This window comes from Saccharopolyspora sp. NPDC047091, from assembly GCF_040643635.1.
GTDB lineage: Bacteria > Actinomycetota > Actinomycetes > Mycobacteriales > Pseudonocardiaceae > Saccharopolyspora_C.
Genome location: NZ_JBEYUS010000009.1, coordinates 90,722 through 111,892, shown reverse-complemented (window position 1 = coordinate 111,892; position 21,171 = coordinate 90,722). Strand labels below are relative to the sequence as shown.

Here is a 21,171-nt window from a genome sequence, read left to right as displayed (position 1 = left end):
TGTAGGACACGGCCGCGGCGGCCTCGACGTCGGCGCGCCTGCGGTGCCAGCGGAACCCGTTGAGCTTGGTGCGCCTGCTGAACGCGCGCGGGTCGCCGCGCAGCGCCTCCACCGAGATCGCCTGGTCGATCAGGCCCGAGTTGTCGCCGTCGGCGAAGTGCCAGATCGGGTCGTTCGACGCCTTCGCCAGCATCGACCGCACCGAGTCGCGCACGTGCTCCAGCCCGTGGAAGGCCACGACCTGCAACCCGTCCAGCTTGCGGGAGGCGCCGCGGCGCAGCTCCGCGCTGCGGTTGAGCGAGACGTCGGGCAGCTCGGTCCGGTTCTCCGGGGCGACCTCCACCCGCAGCGGGCCGTGCGAGGCGGGCAGCTCCACCACCACGTCGACCGTGACGGTGCCGGGCTCGCGGCCCTCGGCGGCCGCCGACTCGTCGACGATCCGCAGGTCGTGCAGCTCGGGGGTGTCCAGGCCGCGGGAACCGAAGGTCACGCCGCGGACCAGCTCGTTCGCCCGCGACCAGTGCTGCCCGGTGGTGGTCAGCTTCACCGTCGCCGCGTAGCGCTGCATCGGCTCCGGCCGCACGTTGCCGGACCCGTCGAGGGTGCCGCCGCGGACGCCGCCGGTGGACCCGCCGGCGCGCTGCCCCACCTCGGTGCCCGTGGTGCGGGAGTAGCCGCCCTTGTGCTGGGTGGTGATCATCCCCGTGCCGTGCAGCGCCGTGTACAGCCGGGCGACGATGCCGCCGCCGAGGGACCAGCTGCGCGACTTGGCGTGCGAACCGGACTCGGACTCGGTGAGCGCCGCCGAGCTCGGCGTGCCCTCGGCGGGCCCGAGCGGGCGCAGTTCGCCCTGCAGCTCCGCCTTCACCTGGAACGAGGCGCGGTAGTCGTTGCCGCGGCCCGGTTCCGGCTGCAGGTCCAGGTGCAGCGGCCGGTCGGCGACCATGTCCGGTGCCCGGCGCACCAGCTGCTCCGGCGAGACGGCCTCGTGGATCTGCTCGCCGCGGGCCAGCTGCCGCTCGCCCTTGCCGCTGATGCCGTGCGCCAGCTTCGGGTCGTCGAACTCGGTGACGAAGGACGTGTCCCGCCACTTCCACCGGTGGTGGCCGGGCAGTTCCGCCGCCGAATCGCGCATGACCTTGCTGAGCAGTTCGCTCGCCGCGTTGTGGTCCAGCGCGGCGGAGGCGGCCGCGTCGGCGACCTCCTGCCTGCCGACCGGTGCGGTGGTGGTGCCGTCCGCGGTGATGCCCGCCGCGCCCGCGTCCTCCGGTCGCGCCAGCTGGTGGGCGTCCACCGCCTCGGCGAACGTGATCGGCGAGTCGCCGGGCTTGCGGACCTGCAGGTCGTAGACGGTGCGGTAGCGCACCACGTCGCCGGTGTGCGAGGTGCCCTGCTCGGATCCGGTGCTGCGGCCGTACTCCTGGCCGCGGCCGTGCCCGCCGCCGAGCGCCACGTTGACGCCCGCCGCGACCGACACCACGCCCACGTCGTAGCCCGGGCCCGCGGTGAGCGAGCCGCCGCCGTCGCGGGCGGTGGTGTTGGTGCTGCTGGTGCTGGAGCCCTCGGTGCGGACCTCCGCGTAGTGCGCGCCCTCGATGGTCTGCTCGTAGGCGACCTTGCGGGCGACCACCCGCATCTGCACCGCGCGGGTGTGACCGGGCAGCAGCCGCTTCAGCGGGTTGCCGCCGGGCAGCAGCGCGTCGGACTGGATCCAGCCGTGGCCCTTCGCCGCCTGCTCCGGGGTCACGGCCATCTCCGGCAGTCGCTGCTTCACGTTCGCCGAGCTGAGGAAGGAGCGCAGCGTGTTCTGCCCGTCCTTGCTCAGCTTGCCGAGGTGCGCGGCGACCTGCTCGACGATCCCGTCCTGGCGGCCGAACCGCCGCGGCAGCGACTTGCCCTGGTAGCGGCCGCGGGCGCTGCCGCGGACGTCGGCGTTCTCCACCACCGACGGTGGCAGCGCCGCGGGCACCGCCACCTCGCGGCCCTCGCCGCCGAGGCCGACCGGGACGCTCAGCTCCACGGCCACCGGGTCCATGCCCGGGCGCCTGCCGACGAACGTGGTCGGGCCGATCGGGTCGCCCGCCGCGTCGAGGCGGGTGATCGTGAACGAGGCGGGCACCCGCTGCGCCGTCATGCCGCGGTAGCCGGACGCGCCGTCGGCGACCGTCTCCGGCAGCGCCACCGTCAGCCGGGTGCTCTGCGAGTTCTCCCGCGAGTTCGACCGGGAGAAGCCGACGTCGGTCGGCACGCTCACCGCACCGATGACGAACATGCCCGGGACCGTCGGCACGAAGAAGAACCAGCGCGACATCGGGGTGCGGCCGGTGCTGGTGGCCGCCTTCGAACCGGTGGAACCGCCGGTGGACGCCGCGTTCGAGCTCGCCGGAGCCTCCGACGGGGTGCGGCCCGACCAGTCCAGGTCGGAGCTGATGCGGAACCGCTCGTCGCCGATGGTCACGACCCGGCCGTCGCCGAGGAAGGAACCGAACTCGTTGCGCACCGCGTGGTTCAGCGCGTCGATCTCGCGCTGCTTCGCCTTGCCGTCGAGCGAACCGGTCACCGCGGCGACGACCTGGTCGGCGCCTTCGGTGCGGCTGAGCTGCACGCCCGCGCCGAGGCCGCGGCCGCGGGACAGGTAGCTCGGCAGGCCCAGCCAGCGGCGGCGGCGCGGCGGGGCGGACTCGTCGGGGCGGGTGGTGTCGTCCTCGGTGCGGGTGGCCGGGTCCTCGTCGGTGCGGGACGCCGGGTCGTCCTCGGTGCGGGACGCCGGGTCGTCCTCGGTGCGGGCGGTGTCCTCGCCGCGGGCGGTGTCCTCGCCGCGGGTGGCGTCCTCACCGCGGGTGGTCGCGTCGTCGGTGCGCGCGCCCTCGTCGCGGACGGCGTCCTCGTCGCGGCCGGTGCGCTCCTGCTCGGCATCGCGCTGCCCGGAGTTCTCGTCGCGGGTGCTCTCGTCGCGGACGGTGCTCTCGTCCTGCCCGGCGCGGTCCGAGCCCTCTCCGGTGCGGTCCGCGGCGTCCTCGGTGCGGCGGGACTCCTGTCCGGTGCGCCCGCGCTCCTCCGCACCGCGGGTCGAGCTCTCCTCGGCCCGCGATGCGGGGCGCTCCGGTTCCGGGTCCGGCAGCGCGCTGGTCCGGGTGTCGACGGAGCGGTCGCGGGCGGTGCCGGACGGTCCGGCCTCGGAGTGCTCCGGCAGCGCGGAGGGCAGTGCCTCGGTCGGGCCCGCGCCGAACCGGCCGCCGCCGATGAGGCCTTCGGTGCGGTGGGTGCCGAGCTGGTCGGCGAGCTCGCGGGCCCGCGCGGTCGCCGCCTCCGGCCCCTTCTCGTGCAGGTCGCGGGCGACGATGGTGGTGACCTCGTCCATCAGCTCGCGCATCCGCGCCACGGGGGCCTTCGGGGAGTCCAGCGCGACCGGGACCTGGTGCAGCGGCTGCACGATGCGGCGGGCCTCGATGAACAGGGACTCGAAGGCCTGCTCGGTCATCTTGCCCAGCGCGTCGTGCGCCCGCTGCGCCTGCTCGCGCACCTCCCCCTGCGGGTCGGGGTCCTGCTCCGCCTGCTCGCGCACCTCGCCCTGCTGGTCGAGGTCCTGCTCCCGCGCCTTGCCCTGCGGGTCGGGGCCCTCGTCGGGTTCGGTGATGTCGGTCCGGGCGTCGTCGTCGGCGTCGGACCGGTAACCGGTGCTCGCGTCGGAGTCGGCGACGGAGTCCGAATCCGAGTCGGAGTCGGCCCGCGACTCGGAGTCCACATCGGACTCGTCACGCGCCGCCGCGCCGTCCTCGACCGGAGCCGTTCCGTCCACATCGGACTCCGGGCGGGTGCCCGCAGCAGCCGGTTCGGGCTCCGCCGGGACCGGTTCGGGCTCCACCGGGAAGAGGAAGTCGTCCAGCGCGGTCCGCGGTTCCGCGGGCTCGGCCGGGGCGGCGTCCCGCTCCGACATCGGGGACGGCATCGGGTCCGGCGTGGGGATCGCGTCCGGGGTCGGCGGCGCCGGCTCCGGGCTGGGGCTCGGGTTCGAGCTGCGCTGCCCGTTCGCGCCGTCCGCGGTGGTCTCGGCCTGGTCGGCGGGTTCCCGGATCTCCGGGACCGAGAGCGGCTCCGGCGGGGTCAGGCCCATCATGATCAGACCGGCCCGGTCGGTGTGCACGTAGACGCGGTCGCGGGCCTGCCGCGGCTCGCTCCAGGACTCGGGGGCGCCCGCCCGGTGCTCCGGCGTGATGGTCCAGTTCGCCATCGCGTTGACCAGGTAGGTCTCGCCCGCGGAGCGCTGCTCGGACTGGGCGTCCTTGAACTTGCCCTCGGCGGCCGAGGTGCGCTGCCACGAGTAGCTCGGGCCGGGCAGCGAGGCCTGCGGCGACTGGCGGTAGTTCGCGCCGGTCGCGTCCACGGCCTGCCGCGGGTCGGCCAGCGCGTCCAGCGCGACGCGACCGGTGAAGCCGAGGCCCGGCCCCTCCTTGTGCTGCTCCTTGATCGCGGTGGTCTCGGAGTCCTTCGTGGTGAGCCCGGCGTCGTCCCCGGTCGGCACCACGTGCGCGTCGTCCAGCTCCGCGGTGATCAGCACCGATTCCAGCGGGTGCGGGGTGCTGTCGGCGGCGTGGCCGTCGTGGTCGAGACCGCCGATGCGGTAGCCGTCGGCGCGCATCGCCGCGGGCAGGTGCGACGACAGCGCGCTGGTCGTGGTGCCGGTGAGCAGCCCGTGCCGGGTCCAGGTGGCGCGCTCCGGCACCGGCGGTGCCGCGTCGGGGTCGGCACCCGGGGTGCCGTCCAGCAGGTCCTGCACGACGCGGTGCACGTCGTCGGAGTTGGCGACGACGTGGCTGACCTCGGGGAGCTCGTCGATCCGCTGCGGCTGGTGCTCGCCGAGGCCGAGCTCGCCCACCGGGACGCGGGTGCGGACCGCGTCGCGCAGCGTCGGCAGCGCCAGCGTCTCGCCGGTGCTCGCCGGGCTGCTCCGGTCCGCGAACCCGCCGGTGAGGGTGTTCGGGGTCCGGTTGGCGTGCGCGGTCTTGCGCACCTCCAGCCGCAGGTCCAGGTCGTGGCCGAAGGTCGCGAAGTCGCTCTTGGTGGAGTAGGTCCGAGTGTTGTCGGTGCTGTGCGTCTCGACGTGCTTGTCGCTGTCCTTCGAGGTCAGCCCGACCTGGCCGAGCAGCGCGCCGCGGCGGTGCAGTTCCTCGCCGCCGCCGCGCAGCAGCACCATCGGCTGCGCCTTGCGCTGGTGCCCGGTCTTGCCGGTCTCGGTGACCGAGGAGGTCGTCTTCGTCTCGTGCTTCTCGCTCCACCCGGATTCGACGCCGTCGAACCTCCCGGGGCCCTGCTCGCCCTTCAGCGTCAGCGAGACGTCGACGGTGCCGAGCGGACCGGGGACCGAGGCGGTCCAGTGCTTGCCGGGGCCGCGCAGGTCGGCCAGCAGCGCCTGCAGGCCGCCGGGGGTGACGTCGCGGGCGCTCTGCCGGTACACGTCCTGCCCGGCGCGGCGCTCGGCGTCGCCGAGGGCCAGCGAGGTGAGGTAGTCGCCGAACTGCCGCATCGCGCTGCGCGGCACGTCCTGCTGCGGCACCGCGGCGAGCACGTCCTTGATGCCGCTCAGCAGGTGCGCGGTGACCTCGGGGCGGACGGTGGCGGTGGTGTGGCCGTCGGCGTCGATGCCGGGAGCGGTGTACCCGGCGCCGTCGGCCGGTTCCGGCATCGGGCCGAGGCCGAGCCTGCCGATCTCGGAGGCGGGCACCCACAGCTGCACCGAGCCCGTCTTGTGCGCCTCCAGGTGCACGGCCGCGTCCGGCCGGTCCGGCTCGCCACCGCTGAGCAGCGTGCTGGTGTCGTAGCTGACCAGGTAGGCCGGGCCCTTGTAGGTGGTCGTGGTGGTGCGCTCGAACTCCCGGGCCTCGGACCGCCCGTGCGAGCCGGAGTCGGCCTGGCCGAGGCTGACGACCGGCGTCGCGGTCGAGGAGTCGCCGGAGCCGGGGTTGCCGAGGCGCGCGCGGCCGGTCCAGCCGCCGCCGGTGAAGGTCTCGGCGCCGTGCCCGGTGCTGCCGGTGACCTTGCGGGTGAAGGTGAGCTCGACCTGCTGCGGCGGGCCGTTGAGCCGCGCGTTGCTGAGCGCGGCGTGCAGCTTGACGTCGCCGATGCGCTGCTCGGAGGGGCGCAGCACGCCCTTCTCGTAGCGGTGCACCGAACCCTCGTACGCGCCGGTGGCCACGGCGTCGAAGTTGACCGCGACCTCCTCCGGCGAGACGAAGGAGTGCACCTGGTGCGCGGCGATGACCTTGTTGTCGCCGAAGCCGCCGAACACGTCCTCGGTGATCCGGTGCCCGTTGACCTCGGGCAGGTCGAGTCCGTGCACCACGAAGTGCTCGGGCAGCTCGGCGGGCTCCCAGCCCTCCGGCCTGCGCGGCGCGTCGTGCTCGACCCGCTGGTAGTGGGCGGCGAGGCCGACATCGCCGGTGCGCGCGGCGGGGTCGAGCAGCCCGCCCGCGTAGGTCGTGGCCTGCCCGCCTTCGACCATCCGCTCGGCGAGCACGCCTTCGGCGCCGAACACGGTCACCCGGTAGTCGACGAGCTCCGGGTGCGCGACGACGTCGCCGGACTTCCAGCCCCGTCCGCGGCCCAGCCCGCTCGCGGTGGTGAGGGTGACCTGCTCGGTGTCCGACTTGTCGTTGCGCTGCAGGTTCAGGTCGAGCCCGCCGAACCGGCCGAGCGCCGGGACCCGCCCGCGCACGCCGCCGCCGACGCCGAGGGTCCGGCCGGTCTTGGCGCTGGTCTCGTGCTGCACGCCGGTGCTGCCGGTGAGGTCACCGCCGAGCGCGGCGTCCGGCACCGTCGTCGCGGTGGCCGGCGTGATCGGCGTCGTCGGCGAGGACGGCGGCGTCGACGCGAAGGTGCCGTAGCCGGATCCGGCGCGCGGCACGGTCTCCACCAGCACGCCCACCAGGTCGTCCGGGGTGCCGGTGGCGGCGTACCGGGCGCGGGTGAGCAGGAAGGAGGTGCCGGGGCCGTTGAGCGCGGCGGACCGGCTGCTGAAGCCGCTCTCGGAGACGGCGTCGGCGAGGACGGCGGCGTTCTCGGTGGCGTGCGCTTCGGCCGTCCGGCCCTCCGCGTCCTCGGGCGGCAGCACGCCTTCCGGCAGCATCTCGCGGAGCGCGGCGGCGACGCCGTCGACGTTCGGGTAGCGGGTCTCGGCGGCGCCGAGGACGCGCTGCGGCGGGAACGGGTCGCCGCCGGTGAACTCGGGCGCGGTGCCGTCCGGGCTCTCCCCGCGCCAGGCGGTGGCACCGGCGGGCACGTGCACCGAGGTGTCCTCGACGGTGCCGTCGTCGAAGCGGATCCGCAGGTCGTAGGTGAGGTCGGCGGTGCCGACGTGCATCGGCCCCTTGCGCTCCCAGGCCAGTTCGGTGCGCAGGTCGTCGCCGCGGGTGGTGCCGTGCCCCTCGTGCGAGGTGAGCTTGCCCTGCACCGCGCCGCGCAGGTCGATCCGGTCGCCCGCGTCGTCGCCCCAGATGTTCTGGGTGAGCCGGACGCGGCCGCCGAGGTCCACCGGCTGCTGGACGGTGCGCTCGGTGGAGTGGCCGTCCTTGCGCCCGGCCTTGGTCGCGACCTTGCCGTCGAAGCCGTCGTCGGCGAGGTGCTCGCGGCTCGCACCGCGGCGGGCCTTCAGCTCGACGGTGGCGGTGCGGTCCTGCCCGGCGGAGTCGACGGTGCGCAGCTGCTCGACGAGGGTGCCGCCGGAGAGCAGGTCGACGTCGCGGCGGCTCAGCGAAGCGGTGGCGACCAGCCCGCGCAGGGTGCCGCGCAGCCCCGAGCCGATCTCGTCCGCCTTGCCCGCCCACTCCGGGTGCCGGTGCACGAGCTCGCGGGCGCGGTCGAACAGCGCGCGGTCGCCGCGCAGGCGGGTGGAGTCGCCGGGTCGCGGGGCGCCGAAGTCGGCCGTGCCGTCGGCGTCCTCGGCGGGCCGCAGGCCGTGCAGCGCGTCCGGGGTGCTGACGGTGACCGCACCGGGCGAGGTGCCGCTGATCCGCACCGCGCCGTGCCCGTTGGTCAGCACGGTGGCGGTGTGCGTCATGTCGTGCAGGCTGCGGGTCCGCTTGCCGCCGGGTTCCGCGGTGGAGCCGTGCTGGACCTCGGAGCCGTCGGTGCTGCTCCAGCCGTGCTGCGGGGTGAGGCCGCGCAGGCTCAGCGCGGTCTGCATCGACGTCCCGGACAGCCACGGCAGCGGGATGCTGCCCCGGTAGGCGTAGCCGTCGTCGCGGACCGCGGGCGAGTCCGAGGTGTTCTTGACCTTGCCGAAGCCGCCGGAGGCGTTGTCGACCTTGTTCTCCTTGCCCTTCTTCGCGGGCGCGGTGGTCGGTGGGGCGGGGCGTCCTCCGGTGCTGTCGTCGTCGAGCCCGGCGCGGACGAGGACTTCGACGGCGTCCTCGCCGATGCCGGAGGAGACCACGAGGCCTTCGCCGTGCAGCGCGGTGAAGCCGTTCTTCAGCTCGGTGTCGGACAGGCCGTGCAGCACCTGGTCGGCACGTTCCGGCGGCACCGCGGCCTGCAGCATGGCCGAGCGCACGTCGGCGCGGATCGCGGTGCCGTCGAGCTGCTCGGCGCGGACCGCGTTGCGCGGCAGCAGTTCCTGAACCTGGTGGGTCCGCTCCAGCAGCGGCTCGGTCTCCGGCGCGGCGGTCGCGTCGGGCAGCGGGTAGCCCGGCTCGTCGACGGGGAGCGGCCGGTCCGGGATGGGGATGGTGAGGTCGCCGTTGGCGCCGGACGGGCGGCTGCCGTTCCCCGATTCGTCCCCGGATTCGGGCTCGGTGTTGGGCTCGGTGAGCGAACCGGCGTCGGACATCGCGGTGTCGTCGGGGCCGTCGACGAGGGCCTGCACCTGGTCCAGCGCGTCCTGGCCGAGTTCGCGGCGGATCACCTGGTCCAGGTCCTGGCCGGTGGCGCGCTGGAACTCGGCGCGGACCGCGTCCAGCCCGTCCTGGTTGCGGGAGAGCTCGGCGAACGCCGTCAGCAGCGACATCTGCCGGGTCGGCCCGTAGCGCGGCGCGGGGGTCTCGTCGAGGCCCTTCGGCAGCGGCCGCGGCTTCTGGTGCTCGGCCTCGGTCTGCGACAGCAGCCGCTCGGCCTGCTGCGCCAGCCGCACCGGGCCGGGTTGCAGCACGTCGGGCCGCACGCCCAGGTCGAAGCCGACCTGCTCGACGCGCCAGGCGTTGCGCGGCAGGAACAGCCGCTGCCTGCCGGTCATCAGCCCGTCGTCGTTGACGTACGAGTTGAACGGCCGGTGCGGTTCGCCGGTCATCGGGTCGATCGGCAGCTTCTGGTCGTCGAGGCTGAAGATCCGCCGATCGTCCTTCGGCAGCGCGCGCAGGTCGCCGGTCTTGCCCTTCTTCAGCGCGTGCATGTAGTTCAGCGGGAGGCCCAGGTGCGCGCCGATCCGCGTGTTGACCCGCGACGGCTCGTCGGTGACCTCCCACAGCTCGGTGCTCGGCTCGGCATCGCGCTTCGGGTGCAGTTCCGAGCTCAGGTGCGCCGACCGCCGGTCGTCGACGAACTGCAGGTCCACGAAGTACCGGGCCTCGCGGTTCATCCGGCTCGGGTGGAACACGTTCTCGACGCCCTGGACCGCCTTCTCCCGGAACTCGTCGAGCTCGGCGCGGACCTCGTCCAGCTTCTCCTGCGCCTCCTCGGCCTCCCGGCGGCGCACCTCGGCGGTGTCGCGGGACTTCTCGGCCTGCTCGCGGGCCTCCACCACCTCCGGCGGCGGGGTGTCGGAGTCGTCGTCCATCAGGTGCGCTTCGAGCTCGTCGGCGTCGGTCCGGTCGAGCTCGGCGATGTCCCTGGCCTCGTCGGCCTCCCGGCGGAAGCTGTCCGCGCGGTCCTGGTGCTGCTGCAGCAGCGGGTCGGTGTCCAGGTGGACCTTGACGGTGTAGACCGGCAGCTCCTTGCCGCGGAAGTCGCGGGTGCCGCTCATGTCGAACTTCGGCCGCGCCCGGTACTCGTCGGGAAGTCCCCAGAAGTGCCCGACCTCGTGCGCGACGCCGCTGCCGTCGTCCTTGACGTCCCAGTTGAGCTGGTCCATGGCGGTCTTGTCGGACAGCACCACGGTGCGGTGGGCCTGCGCCGGGTCGTCGACGAACTCGAGCCTGCCGTGGAACTGGTCGCCGCCGGGGAGCCGGAAGCCGGTGTTGTGGATCTCGTCGACGGAGCGCAGCGCGCGCTCCTTGAGGTCCTCGACGCGCTGCTGCTGGGTGGCGAGCTCCCGGGCGGCGTCGTCGGCCTTGGCGCGCTGCCGCTCCGCCCGCTTCTGGGCGGTGTCGGCCTGCGCCCGCGCCGAGCGGACCTGCGGGTCGTCCGGCCTGCCGCTGAGCTCCAGCAGGGTGGCGGCGTTGTCCAGGTCGGCCGCGCGCCGCTCGGCGCGGTCGGCGAGCGTCGAGCGCCGTCCGGCTTCCTGCCGGGGCTCGGCGAGCAGGCTCTCCGCGTTCAGGTGCGCCTTGAAGGTGCGGTGCTGCAGGGTCCGGCCGGGACTGACCTCGATGCGCTGCACGTCGTAGGTGATGTCGCCGGTCAGGAACTCGGCGTCCAGCGCCAGCGTCGGGCGGGCGTCGCTCGGCAGCGCCGTGCTGGCGGTGCTCGGGTCGGGCTTGGTGACCGTGCTGCTCAGCTGCAGGTCCAGCGACTCGGAGTCGACCGTCGCGTCCGGGATCGGCCGGAGCAGGTCCCGCCACTCGGCCGGTTCCAGCTTGTTCCACAGCGGGTCGAACCAGGAGGCGTGCTGCACCTCGGTGTGCCGCCACTCGGACGAGGTGGCGGGCGGTTCGACACCGTCCTCCCAGTACTTGCCGTACTGCTCGGTCTCGATGCTGGTGATGAGCACCGTGTTCTCGTCGCGCACCGCGCTCACGGAGCCGATGCGCACGCCGAGGCTGCTGAGGGTGTGCCGCTGGGCGCCGCGGACCTCGGCGGCCAGCGCGGTCTCGGCCTGCCGCAGCGCGGCGCGGAGGCGGTCCTGCGCTCCGGGGGCCTGCTGCGTGCTGTCGCGAACCGCGTGGCCGAGGGCGTCCAGCGCGGCGCGGGTCTCGCCCTGCGGCAGCTCGTCGCGGACCGGGCCGACGGCGTCGGCGAGCTCCTGCAGCGGCAGCGCCGATTCGCGGGCGACGCGGACCGCCTCCAGCGCGGTGGTCAGCTCCGCGACGGGCCGTTGCGGTTGCAGGTCCTCCAGGTGCGATTCCAGCGACCGGTGCAGGCCGTCGACGACCTGCTGGGTGCGCTGCGCGCTCACCTCGGGGCCGTGCGCCTCGGTGTGCCAGCCGTGCACCCGGATCTCGAAGGGCTCGCGCTCGCCGCGCGCGACCTCCAGCAGTTCGGTGGCCAGCGAGCGCGCGGACACGTCCCGCAGTTCCAGCGCGGCGTCCTGCGGCAGCCGGGCCGGGTCGGCGTCGTCGAAGTGGCCGACCCACTCGACCATCTCCTCCGGCGACTCGGACTCGACGGAGCTCGCCGGCTGGTCCGGGTCGAGGTCCATCGCCCCGGCCGGGCTCGGCGACTCGTAGCCGCCGGGAGTGGGCGCGTAGCCGGGAGTCGGAGCCGGCGAGCCGCCCCACGGCTCGGTGTCCGGGATCGACGCGGTGTCCGGTAGGGAGGCGGCGTTCGGCGTCTCGGCGCCCCCGGTCCAGCCCGGCGTGGGCGCGTAGCCGGGGGTCGGGGCGTCGCCGGTCCAGCCCGGGGTGGGCGCCGACTCGTAGACCGGGGAGTCGACGTCCATGTCGTCGGGGCTCGCGGCCGGGCGCGTGCGGGTGCGCCGGGTGGTCTCCGCCAGCGGTTCGGTGATCCGCCCCGGCTCGGGACGCGACGGCCGGTCGCCGTCGTGGCCGAACTCGGCGAGCGCCTCGCCCAGGTCGGCGAGGCCGCTGGGCTCCGCGCCGTCCTCGGTGTGCTTCGTCCAGCCCTGCGGGTCGCGCTGGATCCGCACGGTCCCGTCCGCGCCGGTGACCGGCCGCCCGGTGACGAGCCTGCCGTCCGCGGTCTGGAAGACGTGGCCCGCGGTGGTGATGACGCCTTCGCCGGTGGCCGCCACCAGGTCCGGCAGCCAGCCGAGCCTGCTGCCGCCGGAGACGGCGAGCACGCCGGGCACGGCCTGCCCGAAGTTGCGCTCGCTCGCCGAGTCGATGAACGCCTCCGGCTCCAGCACGCTGCCGTTCCACAGCGTGATCCGCTGGTCCGGGCGCACCGGCGCGGACAGCACGTCCACCGATTCGTACATCGACGAGAGGTTGCGGGCCCGCGCGACCGCGCTGCGCACCGAGGTGCCCGGCGCCGGGTACAGCAGGCCGCCGTGCGGGAGCCCGACCGTCTGCGTGCGGTGGTCGACGTCGTTGGTACCGGTGTTCTCCCACTCGCGGGTGACCGCGAACAGCTGCACCGCCTGCTCCCGGGCCTCCGGGCTCATCGGCAGCAGCGCCAGCAGGTCGGCGAGCTCGGGCAGTCCGGCGGGCGCGTGGCCGAGCAGCTTCGGCTCGGTCATCAGCGCGTCCAGCACGCGGTCGATGCGCGGGTCCTTCGCGGCCAGCAGCATCGCGGCGCTGATCTCGGCGTGCGCCTGCGTCTCGCCCGCGTCGAGGGTGCCGGCCCAGAACCGGAACTCGTGCCGGTCCGAGTCGCTGCCGGTGATGTGCTGGAAGTTGAGCCCTTCCTCCCGCGTCCGGTTCAGCCCGGTGACGTCGGCCGCGTTGGTGACCCGGGACGGGTCCGCGGGGAGCGGGCCGGGGCCGACCATCGTCAGCAGGCGCTGCTTCAGCCCGCCCGGGTGGTTGCCGAGGTGGTAGAGGACCGACTCGAAGCCCTTCTGGATGCGGGCCAGCCGGACGTGCTCGGTCGGGGTCAGCTGCTCGGTGAAGCTGATGTTGACGTGCCCGCCGGTGTTCGCCGCGGAACCCTCGTGGGCGCGCACCAGGCCGGTCAGCTCGGCGACGTCGTGCCAGGTCCCGGAGTCCACGCCGGGCCGCAGGATCGGCGACACCAGTTCGAAGCCCTGGATGTGCGCGCCTTCTTCGACCAGCGACCACTTGCCCGCCTCGCGCGCTTCGGCGACCCGCGGGTCGCGCGCGGCCAGCAACTCCCCGGGGACGGTGTCGTCCGGCAGGAACCCGGTGTCGCGCAGTTCCTGGGTGAGGCCGGTCAGCTGCGCGTCGAACACCGGGTCCGGGTCGCCGACCTGCCGCAGGTAGGTGGTGGCGTCGTCGTCCATCGCCCGCAGGCCCTGCACGGTGCGCTGGTACTGCACCTCCACCTCGAAGCCGAGGCGGACGTCGGGCCGGGAACTGGCCCCGCCCGGGACGCCGTTCACGTGGAAGGTGATCGGGTTGAGGCCGTTGTCGGCGTCGAGGCGCGCCCGCTCGTAGCCGCCGCGCAGCTCGTCGGCGGCGACCTGGCGGATCTGCTGCGCGTGCTGCTCGGCCTGCTCGGCGGCGGCGCGCAGCCCGTGCAGCGGGACGCCGCTGAGCGAGGGCGCTTCGGCGGCGCGCACGACCTGCGCGAACCGCTGGAGCTGGTCGGGGGTGAAGCGGTGCGCGCTGCTGCTCAGGTGCCTGCGCATCAGGTCGGCGGCGGCGCGCAGCCGCGCGGCCGGGCCCTGGCTCTCGGCGAGGCGCGGTTCCTGGAATTCCGGCGAGTGCGCCGGGACCTCGCCGATGTGCTGGCCCAGCACTTCGGCGTGCCGGGTCCGCAGGCCCGCGTTGCCCTCGGCGTCCGGGACGCCCATCAGGCTGCCCGCGGCGTCCGGTTCGACCGGCAGGCCCAGCATCGAGCCGATCGCGCGCAGCCGGTTCGGGTCGCCGAACTTCCACGAGGTCTGGTCGCCGCGGCCGGTGGCGTCCAGCACCACCGAGTGGTGCGGCTCCTCGCCGGCTCCCGCGCGCAGCACCCGCACCCGGAGCACGTCGCCGTTGGGCAGCACCACGTTCGGCCGGTTGAACCGCCGGTCCACGTCGTGCACCATCCGCGCCCAGTCCGCGTCGGCGGCGGTGCGCGGCAGCGAGGTCTGCTGCCGGATGCGCACGGTGGCCTCGCTGACCAGCACGCCGTCCGAGGACACGGCCCGGCGCACCTCGAACGCGGAGCGCTCCACGACGTCGGTGTCGGGCTGCTCGCGGATGCGGCCGCGCTGCTGCACCGGCGCGGCGTCGAGCCGGGCGCGCAGGTCCGGCGAGATGCCGGAGCGCTCGGTGCCGGATTCCAGCAGGTGCGGGTCGATGCGCGCCGCCGGGGGCGGGGGCGTCTGCTGCGGTGCCTGCTGCGCCTGCTGTTCGGCGTCGCCGTCGGGGCGGGTGGCGGCTTCGGGCGCGGACATCTCCACATCGCCCTGCCCGAACCCGTCGTCGAGCATCCGCAGCAGCTCGGGGTCGGCGGGCGGCAGGTCGCCGAGCGCGGCGAACGGGTCGCCTGCGGCGAAGGTGCCGTGCGAAGCGGCGGTGAAGTCGAGTCCCGGCATCTGGTCGCCCTGCGGCGCGTTCCCGGTGCCGTCCGGGTTGCCGAGATCGCCGAGATCACCGACCGAGGTGAAGTCGAAGCCGCTCAGGTCGACGCCGTCGAAGTTGAAGTCGATGGCGTTGAAGTCGATGGCGTCGAAGTCGATGGCGTTGAGGTCGACCGGGTTCTCGGCGCCGGTCAGGTCCAGCTCGCCCTGGCCGTGGGCCGCGCCGTCCCCGATCTCGTTCGCCCCGAGGGCGTTCGTGCCGAGCCAGGGGTTCGAGAAGTCGAACGTCCCGTCCTGGAACAGGTCGCCGCCGAGCGAACCGAGGTCGAGGTCGAGGTCGGTGCCGGGTTCGGCGAACGGGTCGGGCGCGGTGTCGAGGAAGTCCTCGAAATCGACGAGTTCCCGCGAGCGGCCGCTCAGGTAGCGCTCGGCGCGCGTCGCGTCCACGCCGTCGAGGCGCTCCTGGAGCCGCTGGTCGAGCGACGGAGTCCCGTCCGAGCCGAAGCGCTCCCGCACCGCTTCGATACCCGCCTCGTTGCCGATCAGGATGCGCAGCTGGGCGAGCACCTCGCCCGCGTCCACCTGGGGCCTGCTCAGCAGGAAGTCGAGGCGACGGGCGATCCGCTCCGGGCCCGGGACCATCACGTCGGGGCGCGCACCGGCTTCGTGGGCCAGCTGCTCCATCCGCCACAGGTGCCGCGGCAGCACCGAGCCGAGGTTCTGGCCCATCAGCCCGTCGTCGTCGATGTAGCGGTTGCGGCGCACGTGCGGTTCGCCGGTGCTGATGTCCCGCGGCAGCGGCTGGTCCGCGCGGTTGAACACCAAGCGGTTGTCGACCGGCTGCTGCCGCAGGTCACCGGTGTCGCCGGAGCGCAGCGCGGAGACGAACTCCGGCGTCAGCCCGAGGTGCGCCGCGACGCGACCCGCCGCCTGCTCGGCGCTGTCCGAGGGGCGCCAGCGCGCGGCGTCCACGGCGGTGACGTCGTCCGCGTCGGTGAGGGTGAGCAGCTGGTTGTAGCCGCCGTGCTCGACGAATTCGACCTCGACCGCGTAGCGGCGGTCGGGCTTCATCCGGCTCGGGTCGAACAGCTCGCGGACGCCCTGCTCGGCGCGTTCGCGCAGTTCGCGGATCTCCTGGTCGGCGGAGTCGACCCGCCGCCGGGCCGCGTCGGCTTCGGTGCGGAGGCGCTCGGCCTCCTGCCGCGACGCGTCCACCTGCCGGTCGAGGGCCGCGGCGTCGAACATCGGATCGCCGCCCTCGTCGACCTGGCTGTTGAGGGAGGTCCGGCGCTCCTCGTCGATGGCGGCGACGCGCTCCGCCGACTCCGCCTTCCGCTCCGCTTCCTCGGCGATCCGCTCGCGCTGCTCGGTGAACCGCACCGAATCCACGTAGGCCCGGACCTTGTACTCCGGGATCCGCTTCCCCTCGAACTCCCGGGAGCCCAGTTCGTAGCTGCGCGGCGAGGAGTACTCGTCGGCCAGGCCGAAGGTGTGGAACTGCTCGTGCTGACCGACCCGGCCGGTCATGTTGACGTCCCAGTGGGTCTGGTTCGCCCGGATGTTCTCGCCGATCCGCACGATCTGGAGCGCCGACGCCGGGTCCGAGGCGAATTCCATCCGCGCGTGGAACTGGTCTCCCGAGATCGCCATCCGGGAGCCCTGGAACGGGTGCGAGGCCACCGATTCGCGGACCCGTTCCTTCAGGTCTTCGACCCGCTGCTCCTGGCGGGCGAGTTCCGCGTTGGACTCGTCCGCCTTCGCCCGCAGCCCGTCGAGTTCCGCGGCCCGCGCACGCACCTGTTCCTGCGCGGCCTCGGCTTCGGTGACGAGCGAGGTGCCCTCGAAGAGCTTCGCGAAGATCTCGGCGCTCGCCAGCTCGTCCTGCGCCGCCTGGACCTGGCGCAGGTCGTGGTCGACGCGCCCGCGCTGCGGCGCGAGGAACGCGGTCGTGTCGAGGTAGGGGCGAGCGGTCCACTCCTGCACGAACCGACCGGGCTCGATCTCGATGCGCTGGTACTCGAACCGGACGGGCCCGGCGAAGAAGTTGGGCGCGCCGCGCGTCGCCATGGTGGGGGCGGGTGCTTCGTACTCGACGACGCCGTCCGGGATCGGCCTGCGCAGGTTCTCCCACGCGGACGGTTCGAAGTCGCCCCACAGCGGGTCGAACCAGCCGGCTCGGGTCGCCGTGGAGTGCTGCCAGGAGCGGTCCGCGGCGGCGGGCTCGCTCGCGCCCTCGCCCCACTGCGCGCCGCGGTCCGGGATCGGAGCCGTCTCCACCGCGACCGAGTCGAACAGCGCGATCTCGTTCCGCACCACGCGCGGCACGCCGAGGTCGCGCAACGTGCGCCGCTCGGCGACCGGGACGTCCCGCTGGGCCGCGGCCAGCTCGGCTTCCAGCGCGGCGGTGAGCCTGGTCTGGATGTCCCTGGTCCGCGCGGCGCTGCCGAGGGTCTGGGCTTCCTTGGCCCGCTCGACGTTGCCGTCCAGGACCTCCGGTTCGGAGGTGAGGCTGGCGATGTGGATTTCGAAGGGCTCGCGCGTCCCGTCGGCCACCTCCAGCAGCTCGCGGGCGAGCGTCGGTGCGAGCTCCGCGTGCAGCGGGCGGAACGCCTCGTCGGAGATCGCGCCGGTGCCGTCCGGTTCCGCGGCCCAGCGGGGCACGGGCAGGGCCGCGTCGGAGAAGGCGTTGGCGAGCTGCTGGTCGACGTCGCCCGGCAGTCGCAGCTCGTCGAGCTCGGTGCTGCCGGCCCAGTCGAAGTCGAAGTGCGAATCCGCTTCGGTGAACTGGTTCCAGAAGTCGTCGCCGAGCGCGTTCAGCGCGTCATCGGTGAACAGGTCCGCCGGGGCGAGCCCGCTGAACAGGCCGTCCGCGGCCGGGGAGCGCTCCGGCGCCGCCTGCGGGCGGGTCGGCTGCTGCTGGTAGTCCGGGTCGATCTCGCCTTCGGCGTCCTCGTCGGAGCGGTAGAGGTCGTCGGACATGTCGACGTCGGAGTCCGCGTCCCGGTCCGAGGCGAACTCGGAGTCGGTCACGCCCTCGGCGTCGGCGTCGTCGTCGCTGCGCGAGCCCTCGGACTCGGCGTCGGACATGTCGACGTCGGAGTCCTCGTCGCGGTTCGAGGCGAACTCGGAGTCGGTCACGCCCCCGGCGTCCTGATCGGTGCGCAGCGCCTCCGCCAGGTCGGCTTCGCCGGTGGCGCGGGACTGGCCGTCCTCCAGCAGCACCCAGCCGCGCGGGTCCGGTTCGAAGCGGATGGTGCCGTCCTGGGCGCGGACGACCTCGCGGACCGCCAGCAGCCTGCCGTCCGGGGTCAGCGCCACCTTCGCCGCGGCGTAGACGGTGTTGTCCACGGTCAGGTCGCCGACCCAGTCGGATTCCAGGTCCTCCGCGAACGGGTCCGGGCCCTCGTGCGTCACGTCCGGGTCCGGCTGCAGCACCCCGGAGATGCCCAGCACGATCGCGTTCTCGCCGCCGATGCCGCGTTCCTTCAGCGAGGAGACGAACCCGGTGCCGTCCACCGGTTCGCCGTCCCACAGCTGCACCATGTCCGGGTCGTCCGGGGCGAGGGTGGCGAGCACCAGGTCGGTGTCCGGCAGGTTCGGCAGCCGCCGCGCCACCTCGATCGCGGAGGTGATCGAGTTGCGCGGGTTCGGGAAGTACAGCCCGCCGCCGGGCAGCGTGATGCTCTGCGCGCGGTCGTAGCTGTCGTTCGACCCGTCCAGGGTCCAGGGCTCGGTGCGCGCGAACAGCTGGACGGCCTGCGCCTCGGATTCGGGGCTCAGCGGCAGCAGCTCCAGCAGTTCCTGCAGCTGCGCCAGGTCGGCCTTGCCGTGGTTGAGCAGCGCGGGCCTGGACATCAGCTCGTCGAGGCGGGCGTGGATCGTCGGGTCCTGCGCGGCGGCGACCATCGCGGCGGTGAGCTCGGCGCGCACCTGCCACTCGGCTTCGTCGAGGCTGCCCGCCCAGAACCGCATCTCCACGCGGTCGCTCGCCGAGCCCTCGATGTTGCGGAAGTTGACGGCGTCGTACTTCGCCTGCCGCTGCGCGCCCTGGTTGAGCGCGTGCAGGTCGCCGACCCCGGACACCGTGGCCGGGTCGACCGGCAGCGGGTTCGGGCCCACGTAGTCGAGGCTGCGGTCGCCGCTGCCGTCGGTGTGGTTGCCGAGGCGGAACAGCACCGACTCGAAGCCCTTGGTCAGCTGCGCCAGCCGCACGTACTGCTGCGGGGTGAGCTGCTCGGCGAAGCTCAGGTTGACGTGCCCGCCGGTGCCACGAGCGCTGCCGCCGTGATCCCGGGCCATCCCGAGCACGTCGGCGAGCCCGGGCCAGACGGCCGCGTCGTCGCCGGGCCGCAGGATCGGCGAGATCAGCTCGACGCCGGCGGGGAAGGACGCCTCGTCGGCCATCGCCCAGCCGTGGGCGTCGTTGGCCCGCTTGACGATGTCGCCGCCCTGCTGGGGCAGCGGGAACCCAGCACCGTCCTGCTGGGTGTGGCCGCCGTCCTTGAGGTCGGTGAACAGCTCGCGGACGGAGTTCTCGAACCCGGCTTCGGGGAGGCTGAACTCGACCTCGAAGCCGAGCTTGACGCCGGGCCGGCTGGTCACGCCGCCGGGCACGCCGCCTTCGTGGAAGACGATCGGGGCGCCGCCCTCGTCGGCGCGGGCCTGCGCCTCCTGGTGCAGCCGCTCCAGCCGGGCGGTGCGGTCGGCGCGGACCTCGCCGAGCAGGACGCGGGCGTCCACGTCGAAGGCCCGCAGTTCGTCCGGGGTGGCGCGCGGCAGGTCGTCGCTGCGCAGCGCCTGCTGCCAGGTCTGGAGCCGTTCCCTGGCCTGGTCGAACCGCGGCTCGCCGACCGGGGCGGCGTCGAGGTTGCGCTGCAGCGAGCCGAGGGTGCGCCGCGCCCGGTCCACCAGCGGGGCGATCTCGGGCGGCAGCACCGGTGCCGGGTCGTCGCCCATGACGAGGCCGCGGTCGCCGCCGGGCTGCGGTTCGGCGGCGTGGCCCGGGCCGTCCTGCGGCTGGTCCAGGCCCAGCTTGCGCTGCATCACTTGGATGGCTTCGCCCAGGTCCGCCCGGCCAGTCTGGTCCGGCGGGGTCCTCGAGTCACCGACGTAGTCGCCGTGCATCAGCCAGCCCCGCGGGTCCGGCGCCATCCGCAACCGGCCGTCCGGGCTCTGCGTGACCACGCCCGCGACGAGCCTGCCGTCGGGCAGCCGCAGCACGTTGGAGGCGGTCAGCACCGCCTCGTCCTGGAAGTTCGCCGGTTCGAAGAGGTCCCGGAACCACGGCGCCCGGTCGACGCCCGAGATGGCCAGCACGATGCCGTCCCGCGCACCGAACCGGCGCGAGGCCATCGTCTCGATCAGCTCCGGCCCGGAGAGGAACCGGCCGTTCCACAGCACCAGTCCCCTGCCGTGCGGGTCGAGTTCCCCCAGCACGAGGTCGACGTCGGGGTAGGGCTGCTGGTCCCGGGCCGCCCGGACCGCGGCCTCGACGGAGTGCCGCGGCGTCGGGAACATCAGCCCGCCGTCCGGGCCGCTGACGGTGACGATCCGCTGGTGGGCGTCGTTCTCGCCGGTGTGGCGCCAGGCGTCGTTGAGCGCGAACAGCTCGACGGCCTGCCGCTGCGACTCCGGGCTCATCGGCAGCAGTTCCAGGAACTCCACCAGGTCCGGCAGCGCGGCACCGGTGTTCCGGCCGACGAGCTTGGGCGTGTTCTGCAGCGCGTCGAGCCGCGGCTGGATCGACGGGTCCTTCGCGGCCGCCAGCATCGCGGCGCTGAGCTCCACGTGCGCCTGCCACACGCTCGCCTTCGTGCTGCCCGACCAGAACCGGAACTCCACCCGGTCACCGGGGCCGCCCTCGACGTGCTGGAAGTTGATCGCGTCGTAGCGGTCCCGGCTCAGCGCCTGGACGTGCTCGGGGGTGGTGACCTTCGCCGGGTCCGCGGGGATCGGGTTCGGGCCGACCATGTGCATCGCGCGCTGCCCGCCGCCGGGATAGTTGCCGAGGCGGTACAGCACGGCTTCGAAGCTCTTGGCCAGCTGCGCGAGCCGCACGTGCTCGCGGGGAGTCAGCGGCTCGTCGAAGCTCATGTTGACGTGGCCGCCGGTGCTGTCGGCGTTGCCGTCGACCGCTTCGACGTCGCGCAGGATCGAGTCGAGGTCGGCCCACATCTCCGGCTGCCGGTCCTGCCGCAGGATCGGCGAGACCAGCTCGGCGCCGTAGTCGTGGGCGGTCTCGTTGACCATCGCCCACTTGCCCCGGGAGTGCAGCTCGCCGACGAGCGGCTGGTTCGGGTGCGGCAGCACGGCCAGCACGTTCGACTCGAGTTCGGAGGAGTCGCTGGACCGCGAGGAGCCGCCGTCCGAGTAGGAATCCGAGTCGGAGTCGGAGTCCAGGTCCATCGGCGACGCCGGCCGCTCCGGGGCGGGCGAGTCGGCGACCGGGTGCCATTCGGAATGCCCGGCGTCCTCCAGCCGGGTGCCCAGTTCGGTGACCTTCGCGGTGGCGCCCGCGTTGTCGGTGCCGAGGAACTTGAACTCGACTTCGAGGCCGACCTTGACCCCGGGCCGGGAGCTCGCCCCGCCGGGCACGCCGTCGCGGTGGAAGCTCGGTTCGCGGGCGCCGTCGGCGCGCGCCTGCTCAGCGCCGCGGAAGAGCTCGCCGATGTCGCGGACGCGCGCTTCGCGGACCTGCGCGGCCAGCTCGCGCGCGGAGCTCT

The 21,171-nt window shown here is 74.1% G+C and carries 1 protein-coding gene (running past both ends of the window); it reads right to left on the bottom strand.

The whole window is internal to a hypothetical protein gene (locus ABZ805_RS07020; RefSeq protein ID WP_358435567.1) on the bottom strand: the coding sequence, 60,450 nt in all, runs 17,483 nt past the left edge and 21,796 nt past the right edge, and what appears here is coding positions 21,797-42,967 (codon 7,266, partial, through codon 14,323, partial); reading right to left, the first codon wholly in view occupies positions 21,167-21,169. Both the start codon and the stop codon lie outside the window.